Source organism: Halosimplex litoreum, from assembly GCF_016065055.1.
GTDB classification, from domain to species: domain Archaea; phylum Halobacteriota; class Halobacteria; order Halobacteriales; family Haloarculaceae; genus Halosimplex; species Halosimplex litoreum.
Map to the genome: position 1 here is coordinate 1228185 of NZ_CP065856.1, position 17922 is coordinate 1246106.

A 17922-nucleotide genomic window follows, 5' to 3' on the forward strand; every position below is an offset into this window, starting at 1 on the left:
CTGAACGGCCCAATACTCTACAGGAATGACGCTTCCGATCGACCCGACCGAGATCGACCCCGAGGACTTCGGGGAAGCACAGACGACCCTGGAGATGGACCACGAGGAAGCGATCGAGCACGTCCGCGAGGTGTTCACCGACGCCGGGTTCGGCGTCCCCGTCGAGTTCTCCCCGTCGGAGATGCTCAACGAGAAGGTCGACGCGGACCGGGACCCCTACTACGTGCTAGGAGCCTGCAACCCGGCGATCGCCGACAGGGCACTGGACGCGACCGACGACAAACTCGGCGCGCTGATGCCCTGTAACGTCGTCGTCTGGGAGGAAGAACCCGGCGTCCAGCGCGTCTACCACGTCTCGATCATGCGCATCGCCCGACTGCTCGGGATGGTGTCCGACGAGGCGGCGATGGACGAGCTCGTCGCCGAGACCGGCGAACTCGTCGACGAAGCCTTCGCGAACCTCTGAGACCGGGAAATCGCACTCCCCCAGCGGTCCGTTTTCGCCGCGTTGCCGATCCTGAAGTCGTACACACATTTATATACGAGCGGCGTGCGACGGTCGAGATACGATGCGTCCCCGAAACGCCCTTCCCTCCGTTAGCACCGGCCCTCGCCGTCTGCGCCGAACGCTCCGGCGCGTCGGCGCCGCGGCCCGAACACTCCGCCCGAGATCCCTACGCGAGGCGGCCGACGCGACCGCGTACGTCGGCCTCGTCGCCGTCGTCGTCGTCGCCGGCTACCTCCAGGGCGGCATGACGGTCGTCGTCGCGGTCCCGACCGTGCTCGGGCTCGGCCTCGGCAGTATCGTCGTCGTGCAGGCGGTGATGGCCTGTTTCACCGTCTCCGGGATGTTCGGCTGCTCGGCGCTCGCGCTGTTCGGCCAGCGCGCCGTGGAGACGACCGACCGCCGCCCGGCGACCGGCCCGACCGTCACCGCCGTCGTCCCCGTCCACCGCGACGCCGAAGTCCTGGACCGCAGCGTCGAGAGCCTGCTCGGTGGGCGCTACGAGGACCTCAGAGTGGTCGTCGTCGCCGAACCGGACGACGAGGCCTCGATCGCGCGCGCACGCGAATACGCCGCCCGCGAGGAGCGCGTCGACCTGCTGGTCAACACCCGCTACCCCGGCAGCAAGGCCGGCGCTATCAACTACGCCGCCGAAGTGACCGACTCGGAACACCTCGCCGTCTTCGACGCCGACGAGCGGGTCGACCCGCGGTTCGTCTCGACGGCCGTCGCCCGCCTCGACGACTGCGACGTGGTGCAGGGCCGGACCGTCCCCGAGCCCGACGGCCTCGTCGAGACGGTCGCCTACTACGAGTCGGTCGTGCTGGGCGACCTGAGCCAGCGGCTGCTCACGCTGGTCACCGACTTCACGATGGCCGCCAGCCGCACCGTCGTCGTGCGCCGGTCGGCCTTCGAGGCCGTCGGCGGCTACGACCCCGCGATGCTCACCGAGGACTACGCCTTCGCATTCGACTGCTACGAGGCCGATCTGGACGTGGTCGAGTTGCTCTCCCGGACCTCGACCATCGAAGGCGCCCACTCGGTCACCGACTGGTGGGGCCAGCGCAAGCGCTGGATGACCGGCTACGCACAGACGCTCCACGACCTCCTGGTCGAGTGTCGCTCGCCCCGGAACTACCGGACGCTGCTCGCCCCGCTGCTCTGTGCGGGCTCGGTGTTCGGCAACGTCTTCATGCTCTCGCTGGTCTCGAAGGCCGCCGTCCTCGTCGTCAGCGGCGCGGCCACCTGGCTCGCGCTCCCCGTCGCGACGCTCGCCGGCGCCGCGCTGGCGCTGCGGGTAAGCGACGCTCGGCGAGGGCGGGTCGACTCCGTCGGCCTCGGATGGCTCGCGACGCCGCTCGTCCTCCCGCTGTACAGCCTCGTCGGCATCCGCGCCGCCGTCGCCTACCTGTTCACCTGGGACGGTGAGTGGTACAGCGTCGCCAAGGGGGTCTAACCACCGAGACGCCGCGACGACGGCTGCCTCCGCCATCCCGGACCGCCCGCGCCCGCGGCGCTCACGCGCCCAGCGCGTAGAGCCGGTCGCCGACGGCGGCGAACAGCCCGTCCTCGACGACGGCCGGCGACGAGACGCCGATCGGCGACGGCGGAAGCGCGTCCCCCTCGTAGGACTGCGAGCGGTCGAACTGCCACAGGAACTCGCCCGACGAGCGGTCGTACGCGGCGATCCGTCCCGTACGCCGCTCGGGCCGACCCCCGACGTACACCGTCTCGTCGGTCACCGTCGGCGCCGTCGTCGCCGACGCCTCGGTCTCCCACCGCCGCTCGCCCGTCGCCGCGTCGAGCGCCAGCAGTCGCGCGGCCCGCGGATCGGCGTCGTCCTCAGCTCCCCTGGCGACGACGTAGAGCGTCCCGTCGGCGACCGCGACACCGGCGACGCCTCCGACACGGCGCCACCACCGTGGCGACCCGTCCACCGTCGCGAACGCCTGGAGCGGACCGTCGGTCACCGACTGCGCGAAGACCGTCTCCTCCCCGACGACGAGCGTCCCGAAACGGCCCCCGCGGTCGCTCTGCCAGAGCAGCGAGCCGTCGGCCGCGTCGAGCGCGTACAGTCGCTCGGCGGTCGGGTCCCCGACGAACACCGAGCCGTCCGCGACCGCGACCGGCGCGACCGCGTTCTCGCCCGTTCTCGCGGTCCAGCGGTGGTCGCCGGAGTCCGCGTCGAACGCGGCGACCCGCAGCGGTGCCGCGTCGGCCTCGCCCAGTTTCACCGTCGTGTAGATCACCCCGTCGGCCAGGGTCGGCGTCCCGCCGGCGAGGACGCCGTCGGGCGGCGCGGTCGCCCACTCGACCTCGCCGGTGTCGGCCGACAGCGCGTGCAGTCGCCGCTCGCCGTCGACCTCGGCAGTGAGGGAGGCCAGCCCGTCGCCGAGGACGAGCCGGTCGAACTGGGCCGGGAACGGCATCGACCACAGCTGGTTCCCGTCGGGCTGGTCGTAGGCGCCGAGCGGGAGGTACGTCCGCCCGTCGCCGACCGTCGACGGTCCCGACGTGAGGGGCATCGACCCCGCCGAGACGTCCAGCGTCCAGTACACCCGCCGCGACTCCCGGGGTCCCGTCGTCGGGTTGTACCCCGTGTTTGCCGCGTCGTACCGCGGTTGCGGGTAGCTTCCGGACGACGCCAGCGACCGGAACGACCGGGCGACCCCACAGCCCGCCAGCGACGCGAGGCCGACGGCGGTCGTCCCGAGCAGTGCCCGACGGCGCATTGGTTTCCGATGACAGGACGGGCACAAAGAGGTTGTGACGGCGACCGGAAGCCCGCGCACGGGTGCGGTTACGCCCGGACGGGGTCGGGCGCGGGGTACAGCGAGCGCACCAGCAGCGCGAACCCGGGCGCGACGAGCAATCCCTGCACGAGCAGCGTCGATTCGGCGTCGAGTCCGAGTGCGACCGCGCCGAGCGCACCGACCAGCGGGCCGAGCGCGACCGCGCCGAGACCGTAACTGAGCAGCTGTAGCGAGCGCGACGACGTTCGATCGGCCGCACGATAGGCGAGCGAGGCGACGACCCCGCCGAAGACGACGGCGGCCGTCGTCACGACGAGCGTCGCGACCGTCAGCGTGGTATGCGTGGACATGGGGTATCACCGTCGGGGAGCGACTCGCCGTCCGCCCGTCGCCCCGCGGCGAGCGACGGCGGCGGTCGGACCGCGATCGGTCCCCGGCCGTGTGCGGATCTACCACGGAAACTGTCTTCAAGCCCCGACGGGCTTCTCGCCGGCCGGGAACGGTGGGGGAGGGGCCGCACGCGGCCCGGAGACGATCCGCCGGGTCTCGACGTGCTGTGCCGGGAAGACGCCGAATGCGTCGCTTCGACGGTACGCGACCGCTCCCAGCGGCTGGGAATCACGACACGGCTTATCCACCCGCTGGGGCAACGTCGGTGTATGGCGACGCGAGAGCTCGAATCACAGGTGTTCGGTCGGGACGTTGAGTTCACCTACTCGGAGACGTGGATCGGCTACGCGCTGTTCGGACTGCGTCTCATCATGGGCTGGACGCTGTTTTACGCCGGGATCACGAAGGTGGTCGACCCCGAGTGGAGCGTCCGCGGATTCCTGCTGTACGCGATCCCCGAAGGCAACCCGCTGACCGGCCTGTGGACGACGATGGCCAACGACTGGGCGTGGCTGCTGACGCCGCTGAACCAGCTCGGCCTGACGCTGGTGGGCCTCGCGCTGATCCTCGGACTGTTCGTCCGATTCAGCGCGTTCTGGGGCGCCACCATGATGCTGTTCTACTGGCTGGCTTCGTACCCCTTCGACAACGCCCTGCTCATCGACTACCACATGGTGTACGTGTTCCTCCTGTTCGGCCTCGGCGCGTTCGGCTCCGGCCGCATCCTCGGCCTCGACGCCCGTATCGAACGGCTCGATATCGTCGACCGGTACCCGCAGCTCCGGCTGTTCCTCGGATAACTCGGGCACGTCGACCGGCTTCGACGGTCCGCAGTTTCCGGCTTCCGCCGCGGTCGCGACCGGCGACCGCGGCCGCCGCTCGCCTCTTAACTCTTGCCGTGTCCACCGCCTGCGTGGAAGCTGGCACAGACGTATTCGATGGAGTCGCGAACGGACACACATGGACGACGAATCCGGAGTGTCCAGCGACCTGAAGGAGACGCTCCAGCGCCACCGCCGCGGCAGCGGCTCGGACGGGACGCTGGTGTTGAGCGACCAGGAGGGGTACGTCGGCGACGAGATCACCCTGAAGGGCCGCAACTTCCCGGCCGACGAGGAGTACGAACTGCTGTGGAACTCGACGGAGGGCCGATGGGGCGTCCTGGAAGGCAACGAGGTGGTCGGCCCGCAGTACCAGCCCCGGACCGACCAGATCGCGACCGTGAGGACCGACGGCGACGGCGCCTTTGACGAGCACTGGACGGTCCCCAGAGACTACGGCGGCGCCCACCGTATCCAGGTCCAGAACGGCGACGGCAACGTCGTCGCGCGCGACGAGTTCTCCGTCACGCCCCACTTCGAGATCGACCGCACGGAGGCGCCGCTGGGCGAAGCGTTCACGATCACCGGCTACGGCATCGGCCCGAACGTCGTCACGAACAACTACCAGGTCTCCTGGGACAACGGCAACGTCGGCTTTATGACCGGCGTGATGAACCGCGGGACCGCCACCGCCGAGATCCGCGCCGTCGGCCCGCCCGGCGAGCACGTGATCCAGGTGTGGCGCAACTACAAGGGCGTCCCCTACCTCCAGAACAACACCCAGTCGCCGTACGGCCCGGTCGCGGGCGGCCGCCAGTCCGTCTGGACCGTCGAGGTGACCGAGCGCGACGACGACCCCCGGACCGCCTGGGTCGACCCGCTGCTCGACGAGCAGCCGATGAGCGTCCACTACCCCGAGATCGACGCCGACTCCGAGGCCGAGTTGGAGATCTCCCCGCCCTCCGGCCAGGCCGGGACGACCGCCGTCATCACCGGCCGGGACTTCCCCGCGGAGACCGAGGTCGACCTGATCTGGTACCGCCACGAGGGCCACCGCGTCAAGGGGATCCCGATCACCCCCGAGCCCAAGCCCGACGTGCTCCCGACCGTCGAGACCGATTCGGAGGGCGGCTTCCAGACGGAGATCGCCGTCCCCCGCGCCGAGGGGTCGACGCGGCCGATCACCGCCGCCGTCGACGGCCGCGAGGTCGCAGTGACGGGGTTCATGATGCAGCCCTCCATCGAGACGTTCGCGCCCGTCCGCGGCCCCGTCGGCACGGAGATCGACATCGAGCTGTCGGGGATCGGCTGGACGATCTACGAGAACGCCCCCTTCTTCGTCTACGACAACACGCCGCTGGGCTACGTCTGTGGCACCGCCGGCGACGACAAGCAGGGCACCGTCCACGCCCGGATCCGCGCGGCCGGCGAACCGGGCTGGCACTTCCTCGATATCTACCCCAGCCTCTTCGACATGCAGGAGGAGAAACCCGTCTTCGAGGTGCGTCCGCACCTCTCGTATCTCGACAACCACCCCGTCCGGCCGCTGCCGGCGCTGCACATGGCCTTCGAGGTCACCGAGTGATGGCCCTGAACCTCTCGCTCGCCGTCCACCCCTACGCCTGGACGCAGCCCCTGCGCGACGGCCGCGTCGAACCCGAGGGCGTGAACCTCTCCGCGGTCAACTACCCCAACCCCGTCCGCTTCTCGCGGATGGTCCGGGACCTGGAGTTCGACGCCTGCGAGCTGTCGATGGGCACCTACCTCGCCACCCGCCGCGACGTCGACCGCTTCCCGTTCACCGCGATCCCGGTCTTCCCCTTCCGCAAGTTCCGCCACGCGTACATGTACGTCCGCGAGGGCGCCGGGATCGACTCGGTCGCGGATCTCTCGGGCGCCCGCGTCGGCATCGTCAACTGGCAGACCACGACGGGCATCTGGCAGCGCGGCACCCTCGCCGACCGCCACGGCCTCGATCTGGGCTCGGTCGAGTGGGTCGCCGGCGGGTCGGAGATCGTCGATATCGACGTACCCGAGCGGTTCGACGTCGAGTACGTCGGCCACCAGGGCTCGACGATCGGCCTCTTAGAGGACATGATCGAGCGCGGCGAGATCGACGCGATCTTCCACCCGGTCGACGCCGGGATCGAAAACGCCCGGCGGCTGTTCGACGACGCGAAGGGCGTCGAACAGACCTACTACCGCGAGACCGGGATCTTTCCGATCATGCACGCGATCGTCGTCCGCGACGACGTGCTGGCCGAGCACCCGTGGGTCGTCCAGCCGCTGTACGACGCCTTCGAGCGCGCCAAGGAGATCGGGCTGACGGCGCTGGAGCGACCCCGCGAACTGCCCCTGGTGTGGGCCGACGTGTACGCAGACGAACAGCGGGCGGTGCTGGGCGAGGACCCCTGGGAGTACGGCCTCACCGACGACAACGTCACCGCCGTCGAGACCCTCGCCGGGTACGCCCGCGACCAGGGCGTCGCCGCCGAGCGCTACGACGCCGACGACCTGTTCGCGACCGACCACCTCGACACCGACTACTACGCGTAGGTCGGCAGGGCCGAACGCGGTTCGAACGGCCTGAAACACTCGATAGGACTGTGGCCGAGCGCCCACACGACAGACACCTGGGCGCGCCTCTCCCGCGTCGAACGGGAACGGACCTTCGGCGGGGACGCCGGGAGTGCGGTCTCACCGACTGCACCGTCCCCGAACTGGAGACGTTCCGGGCGTACGCCGACGGTCGGGGGCAGACCCGCGAACTGGACGGCCTCGACGACCCGTTCGTCGACGCTCCGGTCGCACGGAACTGACGCGGTCGAGTCACTCGACTCGGCCGGGGTCCTCCGGCCACCGGTCAGGACTCGGCCTCGTAGACCTGCAGGGCCTTGGGCTGGAACTGGAGGTTGATCCCGTCGCCGCGGTCGAACTGCCGGTTGCTCTCGGTGTGGACGACCAGCGTCGCGTCGGTGTCGTCGATCCGAACCGTCAGCTCGTAGCGGTCGCCGATGATACCCTCGGCGACGACCGTCCCCGACAGCTCGATACGGCCGTCGACCTCGCCCGCGAACTGGCCTATCTCGATATCGTCGGGTCGGAGGAAACACGCCACCTCCTCGGTCTCACCGCCGTTTTCGACGTAATCGACGTTGCCCAGCGGGAAGTCGACGAACGCCGTCCGGACGACCCGGCCGCCGTCGCCGTTCGACTCCGTCCGCCCGGTGAAGCGGTTACGGACGCCGACGAACTGCCGGGTGAACGGTGACTCGGGCCGCCGGTACAGCGCCTCGGGCTCGCCGCGCTCGACGACCTCCCCGTCGTTCATGACGAGCACCCGGTCGGCGAGGTAAAAGGCCTCCTGCTGGTCGTGAGTCACGTACAGCACGCTGAGCCCGAGCTCGTGTTGGAGCCGCTGGAGCTCGTAGCGCATGTGCTTGCGAAGCTCCTTGTCGAGGTTGCTCAGCGGCTCGTCCAGCAACAGCAGTCCGGGGTCGTGGACGATCGCGCGAGCGAGCGCCGTCCGCTGTTGCTGGCCCCCGCTCAGGTCGGTCGCCGGCGACTCGGCGAGATCTGCGATCTCCATCAGCTCGAGCACGTCCGCGACGCGCTCGTCGTACTCGTCGCTGGGCACGTCAGTCGCGTGTTCGAGCGGGAAGACGACGTTCTCGTGGACGGTCTTGTGGGGCCAGATCGCGTAGTTCTGGTAGACCATCCCCAGGTCCCGTCGCTCCGGCGGCAGCGACCGCTCCCCGTCGAAGACGGGCTCGCCGTCGATGGCGATCTCGCCGCCGTCGGGCGTCTCGACGCCGGCGACACAGCGGAGGACCGTCGTCTTGCCGCAGCCGCTCGGGCCGAGCAAGGCGACGATCTCGTCGGCGCCGACGGTCACGTCGACCCCCGAGAGGTGGAACTCGCTGCCGAACCCCTTCTCTAAGTCCCGTACCGTCAGTCGCGTGTCGCTGTCCATAGCTGTGGTCGTGTCCCTGGCGGGCCGGCGACCGGGCGTCTCGGCCCGGCGGCCCGCCGCTCTCACGTGTCGGGTTACCGCCCGTACACATTAACCCTCACCGCAGATTTCTACGCCGTGGGAATCGGGGGCTTCGGGACTCCGTGCCGGGGCGGTGGGCGGGAGAGCGTCGGGCGTGGGCGATAGCTCAGTGCTGTCCGAGTTCGTAGAAGGTGATCCCGCAGACCCGCATGGCGAGCACGAAGACGACAGTCAGCCCGATGAACACGGTCGAGATGGCGGCGACCAGCGACAGCGCCGGCTCGTACATGTACAGCTGGAACAGCTCGACGGGGATGACGACCGTATCAGAAGAGTATGTCATCCACGGGATCGACAGCAGCTGGAAGACGTGGACCGCCAGGAAGAACCAGAGGACGACCGCCGTGTTGCGGAACAGCGGGAGGAAGACCTCCCGGAGCTGGCGGAGCCAGGAGGCGCCGGCGACCCGCGCGGCCTCCTCCAGCACCGAGTGGATCTGGACGACGTTCCCGACCGCGATACGCGAGGAGACGGGGAGGAAGACGATGACCGAGCCCAGCGCGATGATTGCGAGGGTCCCGTAGAGGGTGACCCCCGGTAGCTTGCCGAGCCAGAGACTCAGGAAGATCAGGCCGGCGCCGGTGATGATCCCCGGCACCGCCAGCGGCGTGAGCGTCAGGAAATCGACCGCGCCGCGGAAACGGCCGTCGGTCCGCTCGGTGTAGTAGGCCGCGCCGACGACGAGGACCGTCCCGACCGTCGCCGCGCCGACCGCGACCACGACGCTGTTGCCGAACGCCTCGCGCAGCCCCGGGCTCGTGACCGCCGTGACGTAGTGTTCGAGCGAGAGCCCCGAGAGCCGGACCTGGCCCGTCCACGTCGAGTGCAGGGACGTGAGCGCGAGCGCGAGGATCGGCAGGAGCCACACCAGGGTGACGACCGTCCATAGCCCGCCGGCGATCGGCCACCGCCACCGCCCGAGGTCCCAGGTCCGCCGTCGCCCGCTCCGGCCGGTCAGCGTCATGAACTCCCGCTTGCGGCTCGTCACCCGCCGGTAGTAATAGACGAGGACGCCCGTCGCGAGCAGCAGGCTACAGGAAAGCGCCGCGGCCTCGCCGTAGGCCGGGGGGAACCGCGAGTTGATCGCCGAGCCGATCACCGTCGAGTACACGTCGAACCCGTGGCGCGATCCCAGCACCGAGACGATGGCGAACTCCCCCATGCCGTAGAGGAAGACGGTGATGACCGCCGAGAGCAGCGCCGGCTTGACCAGCGGGAGCGTGACCGACCGCAGCGTCTCGGTGACGCTCGCCCCGTGGATCCGGCTCACCTCCTCGAACGACGCGTCCATGTCCTGCAGCGCCGGCACCGTCAGCAGATACGCCGTCGAGACGACGTTGACGCCCGCGACGAACGCGACTCCCCACGGGGTGAACAGACCGACCGAGAGTGACCCCAGCCCCAGTGCGTCGGCGACGGCGACCGAGACGAGCCCGTTCTGCGGTCCGTAGGCGGTGATGTACATGATCCCGAAGACGTACCCCGGGATCGCCTGCCCGGACAGCAACACCAGCTCCAGGCCGCCTTTCGTCGGGAGATTCGTCCGCACGAACAGCCAGGCCAGCGTCAGCCCGAGCGCGACGCCGGTGACCGTCATCCCCACCGCGACGACGAGGGTGTTCGCCAGCAGCGTCGGGACGTCGAAGAATTCCTCGCGATACACCGCGAGGAAGTGCGCGGGTGTGAACGAGCCGCCGATCTCGCCGGGGTAGCCCGACCAGACGCTCGTCCAGAGGAGAAAGACGAGCGGCACCAGCGTCAGGACGGTGACGCCCGCGACGACCGTCCCGAGGACGAGCCGCTCGGCCGAGACCCGGCGGTCCGTGAGCCCGCCGACGCCGCCCCGTAGCGCGGCGGCTACCTCGTCGCGGACGCTCATCGCTGGCCTCCGTGCGCGTTCGAGAGGTCGGTGCCGTCCATGGGTATCGGTCGCGGATCGCAGTCGCGTGGCCCGCTCGCTACCGTGCTACGGCTCGAACATGCCGGTGTCGACGGCTTCCTGGCCGAGCGTGGAGTACTCGGCGGACTCCCAGAACCCGATCGGGTACAGGTTCGCGTTCAGGCGCCGCTTCGTGTAGGGGTCGACGTCGATCCCCGACAGATCCAGGTCGGTCCGGGCGGGCACCTGGTCGGTCACGTCGGTCAGTATCCGGCGCTGGACCGATTTTTCGAGCATCGCGCTGACGAAGTAGCGAGCGACCCACGGGTGCGGGGCGTTCCGGTTGATGCTCAGGCCGCCCTCGGTTGCGTTGCGCTTGGCCGGGTCGGTGAAGATCCCCTCTACCGCGAGATCCTCGTTCTTGACGAACGGCGCGGCCGACCACGGCCAGTTGTACAGCATCATCGCGGCGTTGCCCGTCCCGACCTCGCGCATCCCCGCCGAGTGGGAGTTGACCCCGACCACCTCGAACCGATCCATCAAGCTCCGGATCCACTCCATCTCGCCCATGTCGGTCTGGGCGGCGTGGTAGCGAGCGATCCAGCCGATCATCCCCGGGCTGACGTAGCCGGAGAAAGCCACTTCGAGCCCCTCGTACTGGTCGTCGAACAGATCGTTGTACGTCTCGGGGTAGTCCAGCCCCCGTTCCTCGAAAACGTCCGTGCTCACCGGGAGGACGACGCCGGCGCCGCCGTTGAACCCCGACACCAGGAACGGGAGCACGCGTTTTTCCGGCAGAGCGTCGGCGAACCAGAAGTTCTCGTCGACCCCCCACTCGAACCACTCCTTCGCGTAGGCGGTCCCTTCCTCGCGGCCCTTCTGTTTGATCCGGTCGCGGAGGTTCGACGCGCCGCTGATCACGTCGGCCGTGTCCTCGCCGGCCTGGCGCTCCTGGAGGAGCCGCTGGGAGACGGCCGCGCCGTCGCTGGCGAACACCGTCGCCTCGATGGTCGTCCCGAACTCGTCGTTGATCACGTCGACGAGGTCGTACCACTGCTGAGAGTCACCCGTCCCCGCGTAGACGGTGATCTCGGCCCCGTCGTCGACGTAGTCGGCGAGCTGTTCCGTCGTCCACGGCGGCTCGGGCTCGCCGGCCGCCGACGCGGTCCCGCCGGCGACCGACGCGGTTCCGCCAGGCGTCGATCCGCCCCCGCTGCCGGCCGCTCCATCGCCCACATCGGGCGTCGAGGTCACCGGTGAGTCCGAAGCGAGACACCCCACGAGCGACGCCGCCGAGACCGCCGCTCCCGTCGCGAGAAACGCCCGTCGCGAGGGGAGACCGGTCCGCCGCCGGTCGTCGCGCCCGTCGCGTCCTCGGTCGGCGTCGGCCGAACGCTGTTCCGTCATACACGCAGCTACCCCACGTTCGGATAAACGGGTATCGTAGATTGTTATTCGATGGGAAGACGTCGGTCGAACGGCGGCGACTGCGGGCCGGTCGGCCACGGCGAGCCCGCGGTCGCGACCCCGGTCAGTCCTCGCTCTCGACGAGCTCGGTGAGGTTCCCGAAGTAGGAGTCGATGTCCCGTTCGACGATGGGGCGCAACACCGACGGGGTGAGCGTGGCGGCGCCGCCGGTGTAGGTCACCTCGGCGGTGTAGGCCAGTTTCGCCCCGTAGCGGTCGCCGTCTTGGATCTCCATGGCGGCGAGCACGTCGAACTCGCTGCCGGTCGTCGAGTCGAAGGCGGTCGCGCTCGTGACGACGTGGTCCGGCGGGTCCATCTCGACGAACTCCGCCTCGCCCGACAGGGAGACCGTGAGCCTGCTCACGCCCCTGGTGATCTCGACGGAGTAGCGCCGCTCGGACAGTCGTTCGATCGACTCGGCGCCGGGCACGCACTCGGTGAGCGTCGCCGGGTCCGAGAGGTGGTCCCACAGCTCACCGGGCGCGGCGTCGACGTAGACGGCGTCGGCGAACTCCAGGCGCTCGCCGCCGGTGTCGTCCGACGGCGGGTCGTCGCCGCGCTCGTCGCCGGTCGGTTCCTCGCTCTGTCGCGTGTCGTCGGAGTGGCTCATTGGTGAAAGGCGGCGAGCGACGGCGGGTCGCTACACTTCGATGATGGTGAACTGGTTCGAGGCGATCCCGACGTCGTGGAAGTTCGCCTCCCCGTCGGTGACGACCACGTCGTAGCCGTAACTACCGGGGTCGAGCGACTCCGTCTCCAGCGTGCCGGTCCACTGGGCGGTCGTCTCCTCGCCGCTCTCCTGCCAGGACAGTTCGACGGGGTCGAAGGCGCCGTCGGTCGACTCCACCGTCACCGAGTCGAGCGCGTCGCCACCGATCAGGTCGCCGCTGGCGCCGTCGTAGATCCCGACGGAGAAGGTCACGTCCATCTCGCCGCTGAACTGCCGCTCGGGCGCGCAGCCGCCGACGAAGCCGCCCGCGGACTCGACGGGCGCGCCGTTCCAGAACGTCTCGGTCGTGACGACGTAGTTCGTGGGGTTGGAGTACTCGATGACCTCGATGGCGTCCTCGAGGATGCCGACCGCCCGGAAGTTCGCGTCGCCGTCGGTGACCTCGACCGTGTAGGCGTAGGTGCCCGTCGAGATATCACTCGGGAGCTCCCAGGAGCCGCCCCACTCTTGGGCGGGGTTCTCCTCGTCGTCGCCGGCCCAACCCAGTTCTACCTCGGGGCCGCCGTCGACGTTCACGACGACGCTGTCGAGGTCCTCGTCGGTGAGCTGGTCGCCCGTCTCGGGGTCGTAGATGCCGACGTAGAACACCGCCAGCATGCCGGGGACGAACCTGCGGGTAGCCGAACACGCCGACGCGAACGCCGCGCCCTCGGGGACCGAGCCGGTCCCGGTCTCGGCGGTCACGACGTAGTTCTCCGGCTGGGGCTCGGGCGTCGCCGTCGGCGTGTCGGTCGGCGCCTCGGTGTCCGTGTCCTGGGCCGGCTCGGCGGTGTCGGTCTCGCCGCCGTCGCTCGGACAGCCGGCGAGCGCGACGGTCGCCCAGCTGGCTGCTCCGCCGGCGAGCACGCGTCTACGGGTCGCCCCGTCGTCGCCGTCGTCGGACCCGGCGAGCGATTCTTCCTCGGTCGAGTAGCTGCTGTCGCGGCTCATCGTACACGTCGAACTCCACGAGGTGTCGACAAAACCCTCTCCGTAGTTCCTACTCGCTGGGAGAGACGCCGGTCGTTTTAGCGGAACCTCCCCGAAGTCCCTAACGAGATGGCCGAAGACACCTCCGAAGCCGACGGCGACGGTCGCGCGGGCGAACAGGACGAACCGCCGGACGAGGACCCCGGATCCGACTCGACGGGCGACGGGCGAGTGACGAGACGGCGACTCATGGCGGCGGGCGCGGCGACCTGGGCCACGGCGAGTGTCTCCGGCTGTCAGTACATCACCGACCCCGGCACCGGCGACGACGACACCGACACGCCGACGGTCACCACCGAGACCACGACCACCGACGACCCCGTCGGCCCGGCGACTCCGACCCCCGACTCCGGCGAGGAGACCGACGACTCCGCTGCGACGCCGGACGGGGACGAGGAGACCCCGACGCCGACCGCGTCGCCGACCGCGACGCCGCCACCGACGACCACCTCCTGTGCCAGCCTCGGCCGGTTCGCCGCCGGGATGGAGGTCGGCCTCCACGTCGCCCTCTACGACCCCGAGACCGGCGACCCGCTCGGCGACGACGCCGTCGACGCCGTCCGCGTCGAGTTCCCCGACGCCGAGTACGGCCCGCTCGAACTGAACTGGCGGGGCGACCACGAGGCCTACTCGGCCGACACCTGGGGGTCGAAGATCGCCACCGACGAAGACACCGAACGGGGGACCTACCGCTACGAAGTCAGCGTCGAGGCCGACGACGAGACCGTCGAGACGAAAGTCGCCGACCAGTTCACCGTCGTTTAGCTCGCCCGTCGCTGACGACTCGGGTTCCGGTCCCGACCCGCGGTCGCGGTCCGCCCGCCGGACCGCCGCCCGAATCACCCGCCCGCGCCGTTACTTCTCGATCTCGATCCGTCGACCCGGCGGGCTCTCGCCCGGGTCGACCGGGAGTTCGACGTCGAGGACGCCCTCCCGGTAGGTCGCGGTGATGGCCTCGGTGTCCACCGCTCGCGGGACGTTCACCTCGTGGTCGAAGACGCGCGAGCTGCCCGGGCCGCCGGTCCGCCGCGCCGAGACCGTCAGCCGGTGGTGGACCCACGCGACGTCGATCTCCTCGGGGTCGAACCCCGGCAGGTCGACGAAGACTCTGTAGACGCCGTCGTCGCGGTACAGTTCGACGTCGTGGTCGGGATGCTGTGTCATCGGAGTCGCCCTGACGAATGGTACCTCACACCGACGTAGTTACGTTTCGGTAGTTACAGCTCGATGAGAACAGCGGACTCGTGACCCTTCGACACCCCCGATCCGTGGCCTACGTTTTTGCACGCTCGCGACGTAGCTTCCGCCAACGTGACGGGCAACGGGTCGCAGCCGGAGACGGGTGAACGGGACCGCCAGGGGTACGCGGTCGACGCCGCGAGCGAACGAGCGACACTCGACGCCGTCGCGAGCGCGACCGGGGCGGGCGTCGTCGTCGTCGAAGACGAGCGTATCTCGTTCGCGAACGCGAGCGTCGAGCGATACCTCGGGCGCGAACCGGGCGAGCTGACCGGCGCCCCCGTCGAGTCGGTCCTGCCCGACCGCGGGGTCGAGGCGGTCGCGACGGTCGCCGACGGTGACGCCGAGCGGACGGTCGCGTGGCGCCCGCCGGGGGCGAACGGGAACGACAGCGCCGACGCGAACACCGCCGCGGTCGGCGACGTCGGCGACGCGGACGGGACTACCGGCGCGGTCGGCGGTGGTGTCGTCGCGACGGTCAGCCCCGCCGACGGCGAGCGAGTCGTCGTGACGCTCACCCGAGGCGGCCGGGGCGGAGAGTGGCCGTCCGACGACGGCGTCGCCCGCGTCGCGCTCGACGCCGACGCCCGAATCTCCGACTGGAGCGCGGGCGCCGAGGCACTCACGGGGTGGTCGGCCGCCGAAGCCGTCGGCGCGGACCTGTCGCTTCTGTACCCCGACGACGCCGTGGCCGACCCCGAGGAGACGCTCGCCAGCGCGCCCAACGGGGGAACGGGCGAGACGGAGGGGTGGCGACTGCGCCGCGACGGGAGCGAGTTCTGGGCGAGCGTCTCGGTCACCCCGCGGCGGGACGCAAGCGGTGGTATCGCGGGGTTCGACCTGCGGCTGCGCGACCGAACCGACCGCAAGCGCCTGGCCGACGAGCGCGAGTTGCTGGCGGCGGTCAACCACGCGATCGCCGACGCCGACGGCTTCCGCGAGGGCGTCGAGACGACCCTCGAAGCCGTGTGTGCGCACACCCAGTGGGCCTACGGCGAGGCGTGGGTCCCGGCCGACGACGGCGACTACCTCGAACACCTGGTCGGCCACGCCGAGTCGGAGCGACTCGCGCCGTTCCTGCGGACCAGCCGCTCGGTCACGTTCCCCTTCGAGGCGGGACTACCCGGCCGGGTCTGGGCGAGCGCCAGCTCGGAGTGGATCCCCGACGCCGCCGCCGAGTCGGCGTCGGTGTTCCACCGGACGGCGATGGCCGAGGAGGTCGGCCTCCAGGCGGCGCTCGGCGTCCCGATCGAGACCGAGGACGGCGTCGTGGCCGTGTTGACGTTCTGCCTCCGGGAACGGCGGGCCGCCGACGAGGAACTGGTCGAGGCCGTCACCGACGTGGCCGCCGATCTGGGCGCACTGATGGCGAGCAAGCGCGCCGAAGAGGACTTGCGCACCTTCCGGAAGGCCGTCGAGCAGGCCGGCCACTCCGTCTACGTCACCGACACCGACGGTACCATCGAGTACGTCAACCCAACCTTCGAGCGAGTGACGGGCTACCCCGCCGCGGAGGCGGTCGGCGCCGACCCCTCGATCCTCAACTCGGGCGAGCACGACGACGGCTTCTTCGTCGACCTCTGGGAGACGATCCTCGACGGCGAGATCTGGACCGACGAGGTGTACAATCGCCGTAGGTCCGGCGAGGTCTACGTCGTCAACCAGACGATCGCACCGATCGTCGACGGCTCGGGCGACATCGAACGGTTCGTCGCCATCAACGACGAGATCACCGACCAGAAGCGCCGCGAGCGCGAGCTACGCAGCCAGCGCAACTCCCTGCGGCGGATCAAACAGATCATCGAGAGTCTGCGCCCGATCAACCGTGAACTCGCGCGCGCCGACACCCGCGAAGCCGTCGACCGCGGCGCCTGCGAGGGGCTGGCCGCGTCGGAGGCGTACCTCGCGGCGTGGATCGGCGACTACAACGCGGCGGCCGACGAGATCGCACCCCGCGGGTGGGCCGGCGTCGAGGACGACTTCGTCGAGGGGCTCGACCTCGGACTGGGCGGCGATCCCGACGGAGGAGTGGGGGGCGACGGGGTCGAGAAGGGAGGTGTGGACGACCTCTACCGCCGCGCGGTCGCCGACGGCGAGGTCCAGGCCGTACGGGACCTCACGACGGCGCCGACCGGCGGTCCGCGCCGCGAGCGCGCGCTGTCCCACGGGTTCCAGTCCCAGGCGGTGGTCCCCGCGGTCTACGGGGAGTCCGTGCTCGGGGTGCTCACCGTCTACTCGGCGCGGCCCGACGCCTTCGACGAGTACGAGCGGGGACTGCTGGCCGAGCTCGGCGAGCGGGTCGGCCACGCCATCAACGCCGCCGAGAACCGCCAGCTGCTCCACACCGACACCGTCGTCGAGCTGGAGTTCGCGGTCGGCGCCCGGGACTCACCGACCGCCGCTGTCGCGGGCGAGCTGGACTGTCGGCTCTCGCTGAACGGCGTCGCACCGGCCGCCGCGGGGCACGTCGCCTACGTCGCCGTCGACGGCGCCCGGCCCGAACCGGTCGCCGAGGCGCTCGCCGAGCGCGACGACGTGGCCGGGGCCAGGGTCGTCGAAGCCCACGGCGAGACGGGCGTCGTAGAGGTGACCGGCGGCGCCGACCCCGTCGCCGCCCTGGTCGAGCACGGGGCGACCGTCCGCACCTTCGAGACGACCGGCGAGGTCGCGACGGTCCGCTGTGAGATCGCGCCCCGCTCGGACGTCGAGTCGCTCATCACCGCGGTCGAGGCCGCCGGTGAGGACACAGTCTTCACCGCCAAACGGACCCGCGACCGGAACGTGCGGACCGTCGAACTGACTCGCACCGCCGTCGAGGAACAGCTGACCGACCGCCAGCGAGAGGCGCTCGCGCTCGCGTACCACGCCGGTTTCTTCGCCTCACCGCGCCACTCCACCGGCGAGGAACTCGCCGACGTGCTCGACATCGCCTCGCCGACCTTCTACCGCCACGTCCGCGAGGGCACCCGGAAGATCCTCGAACTCCTCGTCGACGCCGAGGACGCCCCGCCCACAGATGCAAACTTTTCTCGACACTAGTCGACTAGCGTCTCTCGTATAGGGTCGATTTTCGTGTACTAGTCGACTAGGTCGATCGGCTATGCTCCCCCGCGGT

The 17922-nt window shown here is 70.2% G+C and carries 16 protein-coding genes; 8 read left to right on the forward strand and 8 right to left on the reverse strand.

All coding sequences use genetic code 11. The features are described from left to right. Nucleotides 1-25: 25 nt before the first annotated feature. Nucleotides 26-466 carry a DUF302 domain-containing protein gene (locus I7X12_RS06050; RefSeq protein ID WP_198062957.1) on the forward strand — a complete coding sequence of 147 codons (441 nt, stop codon included), beginning with the start codon at nucleotides 26-28 and terminating at the stop codon, nucleotides 464-466. Between the two features lie 103 nt (nucleotides 467-569). Then, nucleotides 570-1961 (forward strand): glycosyltransferase, encoded by a 1392-nt coding sequence (locus I7X12_RS06055; RefSeq protein ID WP_198062958.1) that lies wholly within the window; start codon nucleotides 570-572, stop codon nucleotides 1959-1961. Between the two features lie 61 nt (nucleotides 1962-2022). Here I7X12_RS06055 and I7X12_RS06060 read toward each other — a convergent pair whose 3' ends face one another. Together I7X12_RS06060 and I7X12_RS06065 are read right to left on the reverse strand one after the other, a co-directional pair. Next, nucleotides 2023-3237 carry an outer membrane protein assembly factor BamB family protein gene (locus I7X12_RS06060; RefSeq protein WP_198062959.1) on the reverse strand — a complete coding sequence of 405 codons (1215 nt, stop codon included), beginning with the start codon at nucleotides 3235-3237 and terminating at the stop codon, nucleotides 2023-2025. 68 nt (nucleotides 3238-3305) lie between these two features. Next, on the reverse strand, nucleotides 3306-3608 hold the full coding sequence (locus I7X12_RS06065) for a DUF7521 family protein (RefSeq protein ID WP_198062960.1): 303 nt from the start codon (nucleotides 3606-3608) through the stop codon (nucleotides 3306-3308). A 309-nt stretch (nucleotides 3609-3917) separates the two neighbouring features. On the opposite strand from I7X12_RS06065, the gene I7X12_RS06070 reads away from it, so the two are divergent. The 4 genes from I7X12_RS06070 to I7X12_RS06085 all read left to right on the forward strand — a co-directional run bounded on the left by I7X12_RS06070 (nucleotide 3918) and on the right by I7X12_RS06085 (nucleotide 7288). Next, a complete protein-coding gene (locus I7X12_RS06070) occupies nucleotides 3918-4448 on the forward strand; it encodes a DoxX family protein (RefSeq protein WP_198062961.1) in 531 nt (176 codons plus the stop codon). Between the two features lie 160 nt (nucleotides 4449-4608). After that, nucleotides 4609-6054, forward strand: a complete 1446-nt coding sequence (locus tag I7X12_RS06075) for a hypothetical protein (RefSeq protein WP_198062962.1) — start codon at nucleotides 4609-4611, stop codon at nucleotides 6052-6054. Then, nucleotides 6054-7025 carry a substrate-binding domain-containing protein gene (locus I7X12_RS06080; protein ID WP_198062963.1) on the forward strand — a complete coding sequence of 324 codons (972 nt, stop codon included), beginning with the start codon at nucleotides 6054-6056 and terminating at the stop codon, nucleotides 7023-7025. The genes I7X12_RS06075 and I7X12_RS06080 overlap by 1 nt, the downstream gene beginning before the upstream one ends. A gap of 50 nt (nucleotides 7026-7075) precedes the next feature. Then, a complete protein-coding gene (locus I7X12_RS06085; protein ID WP_198062964.1) occupies nucleotides 7076-7288 on the forward strand; it encodes a hypothetical protein in 213 nt (70 codons plus the stop codon). A gap of 44 nt (nucleotides 7289-7332) precedes the next feature. Here the strand turns inward: I7X12_RS06085 and I7X12_RS06090 are convergent, their stop codons facing one another. The 5 genes from I7X12_RS06090 to I7X12_RS06110 form a co-directional block, all read right to left on the reverse strand. Further along, complete coding sequence (locus I7X12_RS06090) at nucleotides 7333-8442, reverse strand: ABC transporter ATP-binding protein (protein ID WP_198062965.1); 1110 nt, start codon at nucleotides 8440-8442, stop codon at nucleotides 7333-7335. A gap of 187 nt (nucleotides 8443-8629) precedes the next feature. Beyond that, entirely contained in the window at nucleotides 8630-10402 is a 1773-nt protein-coding gene (locus I7X12_RS06095) for an ABC transporter permease (RefSeq protein ID WP_198062966.1), read from the reverse strand. Between the two features lie 87 nt (nucleotides 10403-10489). Beyond that, complete coding sequence (locus tag I7X12_RS06100) at nucleotides 10490-11809, reverse strand: hypothetical protein (protein WP_198062967.1); 1320 nt, start codon at nucleotides 11807-11809, stop codon at nucleotides 10490-10492. A gap of 124 nt (nucleotides 11810-11933) precedes the next feature. Further along, the gene (locus I7X12_RS06105; RefSeq protein ID WP_198062968.1) at nucleotides 11934-12479 is read right to left on the reverse strand and encodes a CoxG family protein; all 546 of its coding nucleotides are present in this window, start codon (nucleotides 12477-12479) and stop codon (nucleotides 11934-11936) included. 30 nt (nucleotides 12480-12509) lie between these two features. Next, on the reverse strand, nucleotides 12510-13529 hold the full coding sequence (locus I7X12_RS06110; RefSeq protein ID WP_198062969.1) for a hypothetical protein: 1020 nt from the start codon (nucleotides 13527-13529) through the stop codon (nucleotides 12510-12512). Between the two features lie 108 nt (nucleotides 13530-13637). Here I7X12_RS06110 and I7X12_RS06115 point away from each other — a divergent pair, with 108 nt between their 5' ends. Next, nucleotides 13638-14333 carry a hypothetical protein gene (locus tag I7X12_RS06115; protein WP_198062970.1) on the forward strand — a complete coding sequence of 232 codons (696 nt, stop codon included), beginning with the start codon at nucleotides 13638-13640 and terminating at the stop codon, nucleotides 14331-14333. Between the two features lie 90 nt (nucleotides 14334-14423). On the opposite strand, the gene I7X12_RS06120 is transcribed toward I7X12_RS06115, so the two are convergent. Next, on the reverse strand, nucleotides 14424-14732 hold the full coding sequence (locus tag I7X12_RS06120) for an Hsp20/alpha crystallin family protein (protein WP_198062971.1): 309 nt from the start codon (nucleotides 14730-14732) through the stop codon (nucleotides 14424-14426). A 147-nt stretch (nucleotides 14733-14879) separates the two neighbouring features. Here I7X12_RS06120 and I7X12_RS06125 point away from each other — a divergent pair, with 147 nt between their 5' ends. Next, nucleotides 14880-17846 (forward strand): PAS domain S-box protein, encoded by a 2967-nt coding sequence (locus tag I7X12_RS06125; protein WP_198062972.1) that lies wholly within the window; start codon nucleotides 14880-14882, stop codon nucleotides 17844-17846. Nucleotides 17847-17922: the final 76 nt, after the last annotated feature.

Excerpts from the sequence above, each read along its gene's own strand:
- I7X12_RS06120 (WP_198062971.1), bottom strand. The coding sequence starts at position 14,732 with ATGACACAGCATCCCGACCACGACGTCGAACTGTACCGCGACGACGGC.
- I7X12_RS06100 (WP_198062967.1), bottom strand. The coding sequence starts at position 11,809 with ATGACGGAACAGCGTTCGGCCGACGCCGACCGAGGACGCGACGGGCGC.
- I7X12_RS06105 (WP_198062968.1), bottom strand. The coding sequence starts at position 12,479 with ATGAGCCACTCCGACGACACGCGACAGAGCGAGGAACCGACCGGCGAC.
- I7X12_RS06090 (WP_198062965.1), bottom strand. The coding sequence starts at position 8,442 with ATGGACAGCGACACGCGACTGACGGTACGGGACTTAGAGAAGGGGTTC.
- I7X12_RS06055 (WP_198062958.1), top strand. The coding sequence starts at position 570 with ATGCGTCCCCGAAACGCCCTTCCCTCCGTTAGCACCGGCCCTCGCCGT.
- I7X12_RS06110 (WP_198062969.1), bottom strand. The coding sequence starts at position 13,529 with ATGAGCCGCGACAGCAGCTACTCGACCGAGGAAGAATCGCTCGCCGGG.
- I7X12_RS06060 (WP_198062959.1), bottom strand. The coding sequence starts at position 3,237 with ATGCGCCGTCGGGCACTGCTCGGGACGACCGCCGTCGGCCTCGCGTCG.
- I7X12_RS06075 (WP_198062962.1), top strand. The coding sequence starts at position 4,609 with ATGGACGACGAATCCGGAGTGTCCAGCGACCTGAAGGAGACGCTCCAG.
- I7X12_RS06115 (WP_198062970.1), top strand. The coding sequence starts at position 13,638 with ATGGCCGAAGACACCTCCGAAGCCGACGGCGACGGTCGCGCGGGCGAA.
- I7X12_RS06095 (WP_198062966.1), bottom strand. The coding sequence starts at position 10,402 with ATGAGCGTCCGCGACGAGGTAGCCGCCGCGCTACGGGGCGGCGTCGGC.
- I7X12_RS06050 (WP_198062957.1), top strand. The coding sequence starts at position 26 with ATGACGCTTCCGATCGACCCGACCGAGATCGACCCCGAGGACTTCGGG.
- I7X12_RS06070 (WP_198062961.1), top strand. The coding sequence starts at position 3,918 with ATGGCGACGCGAGAGCTCGAATCACAGGTGTTCGGTCGGGACGTTGAG.
- I7X12_RS06065 (WP_198062960.1), bottom strand. The coding sequence starts at position 3,608 with ATGTCCACGCATACCACGCTGACGGTCGCGACGCTCGTCGTGACGACG.
- I7X12_RS06080 (WP_198062963.1), top strand. The coding sequence starts at position 6,054 with ATGGCCCTGAACCTCTCGCTCGCCGTCCACCCCTACGCCTGGACGCAG.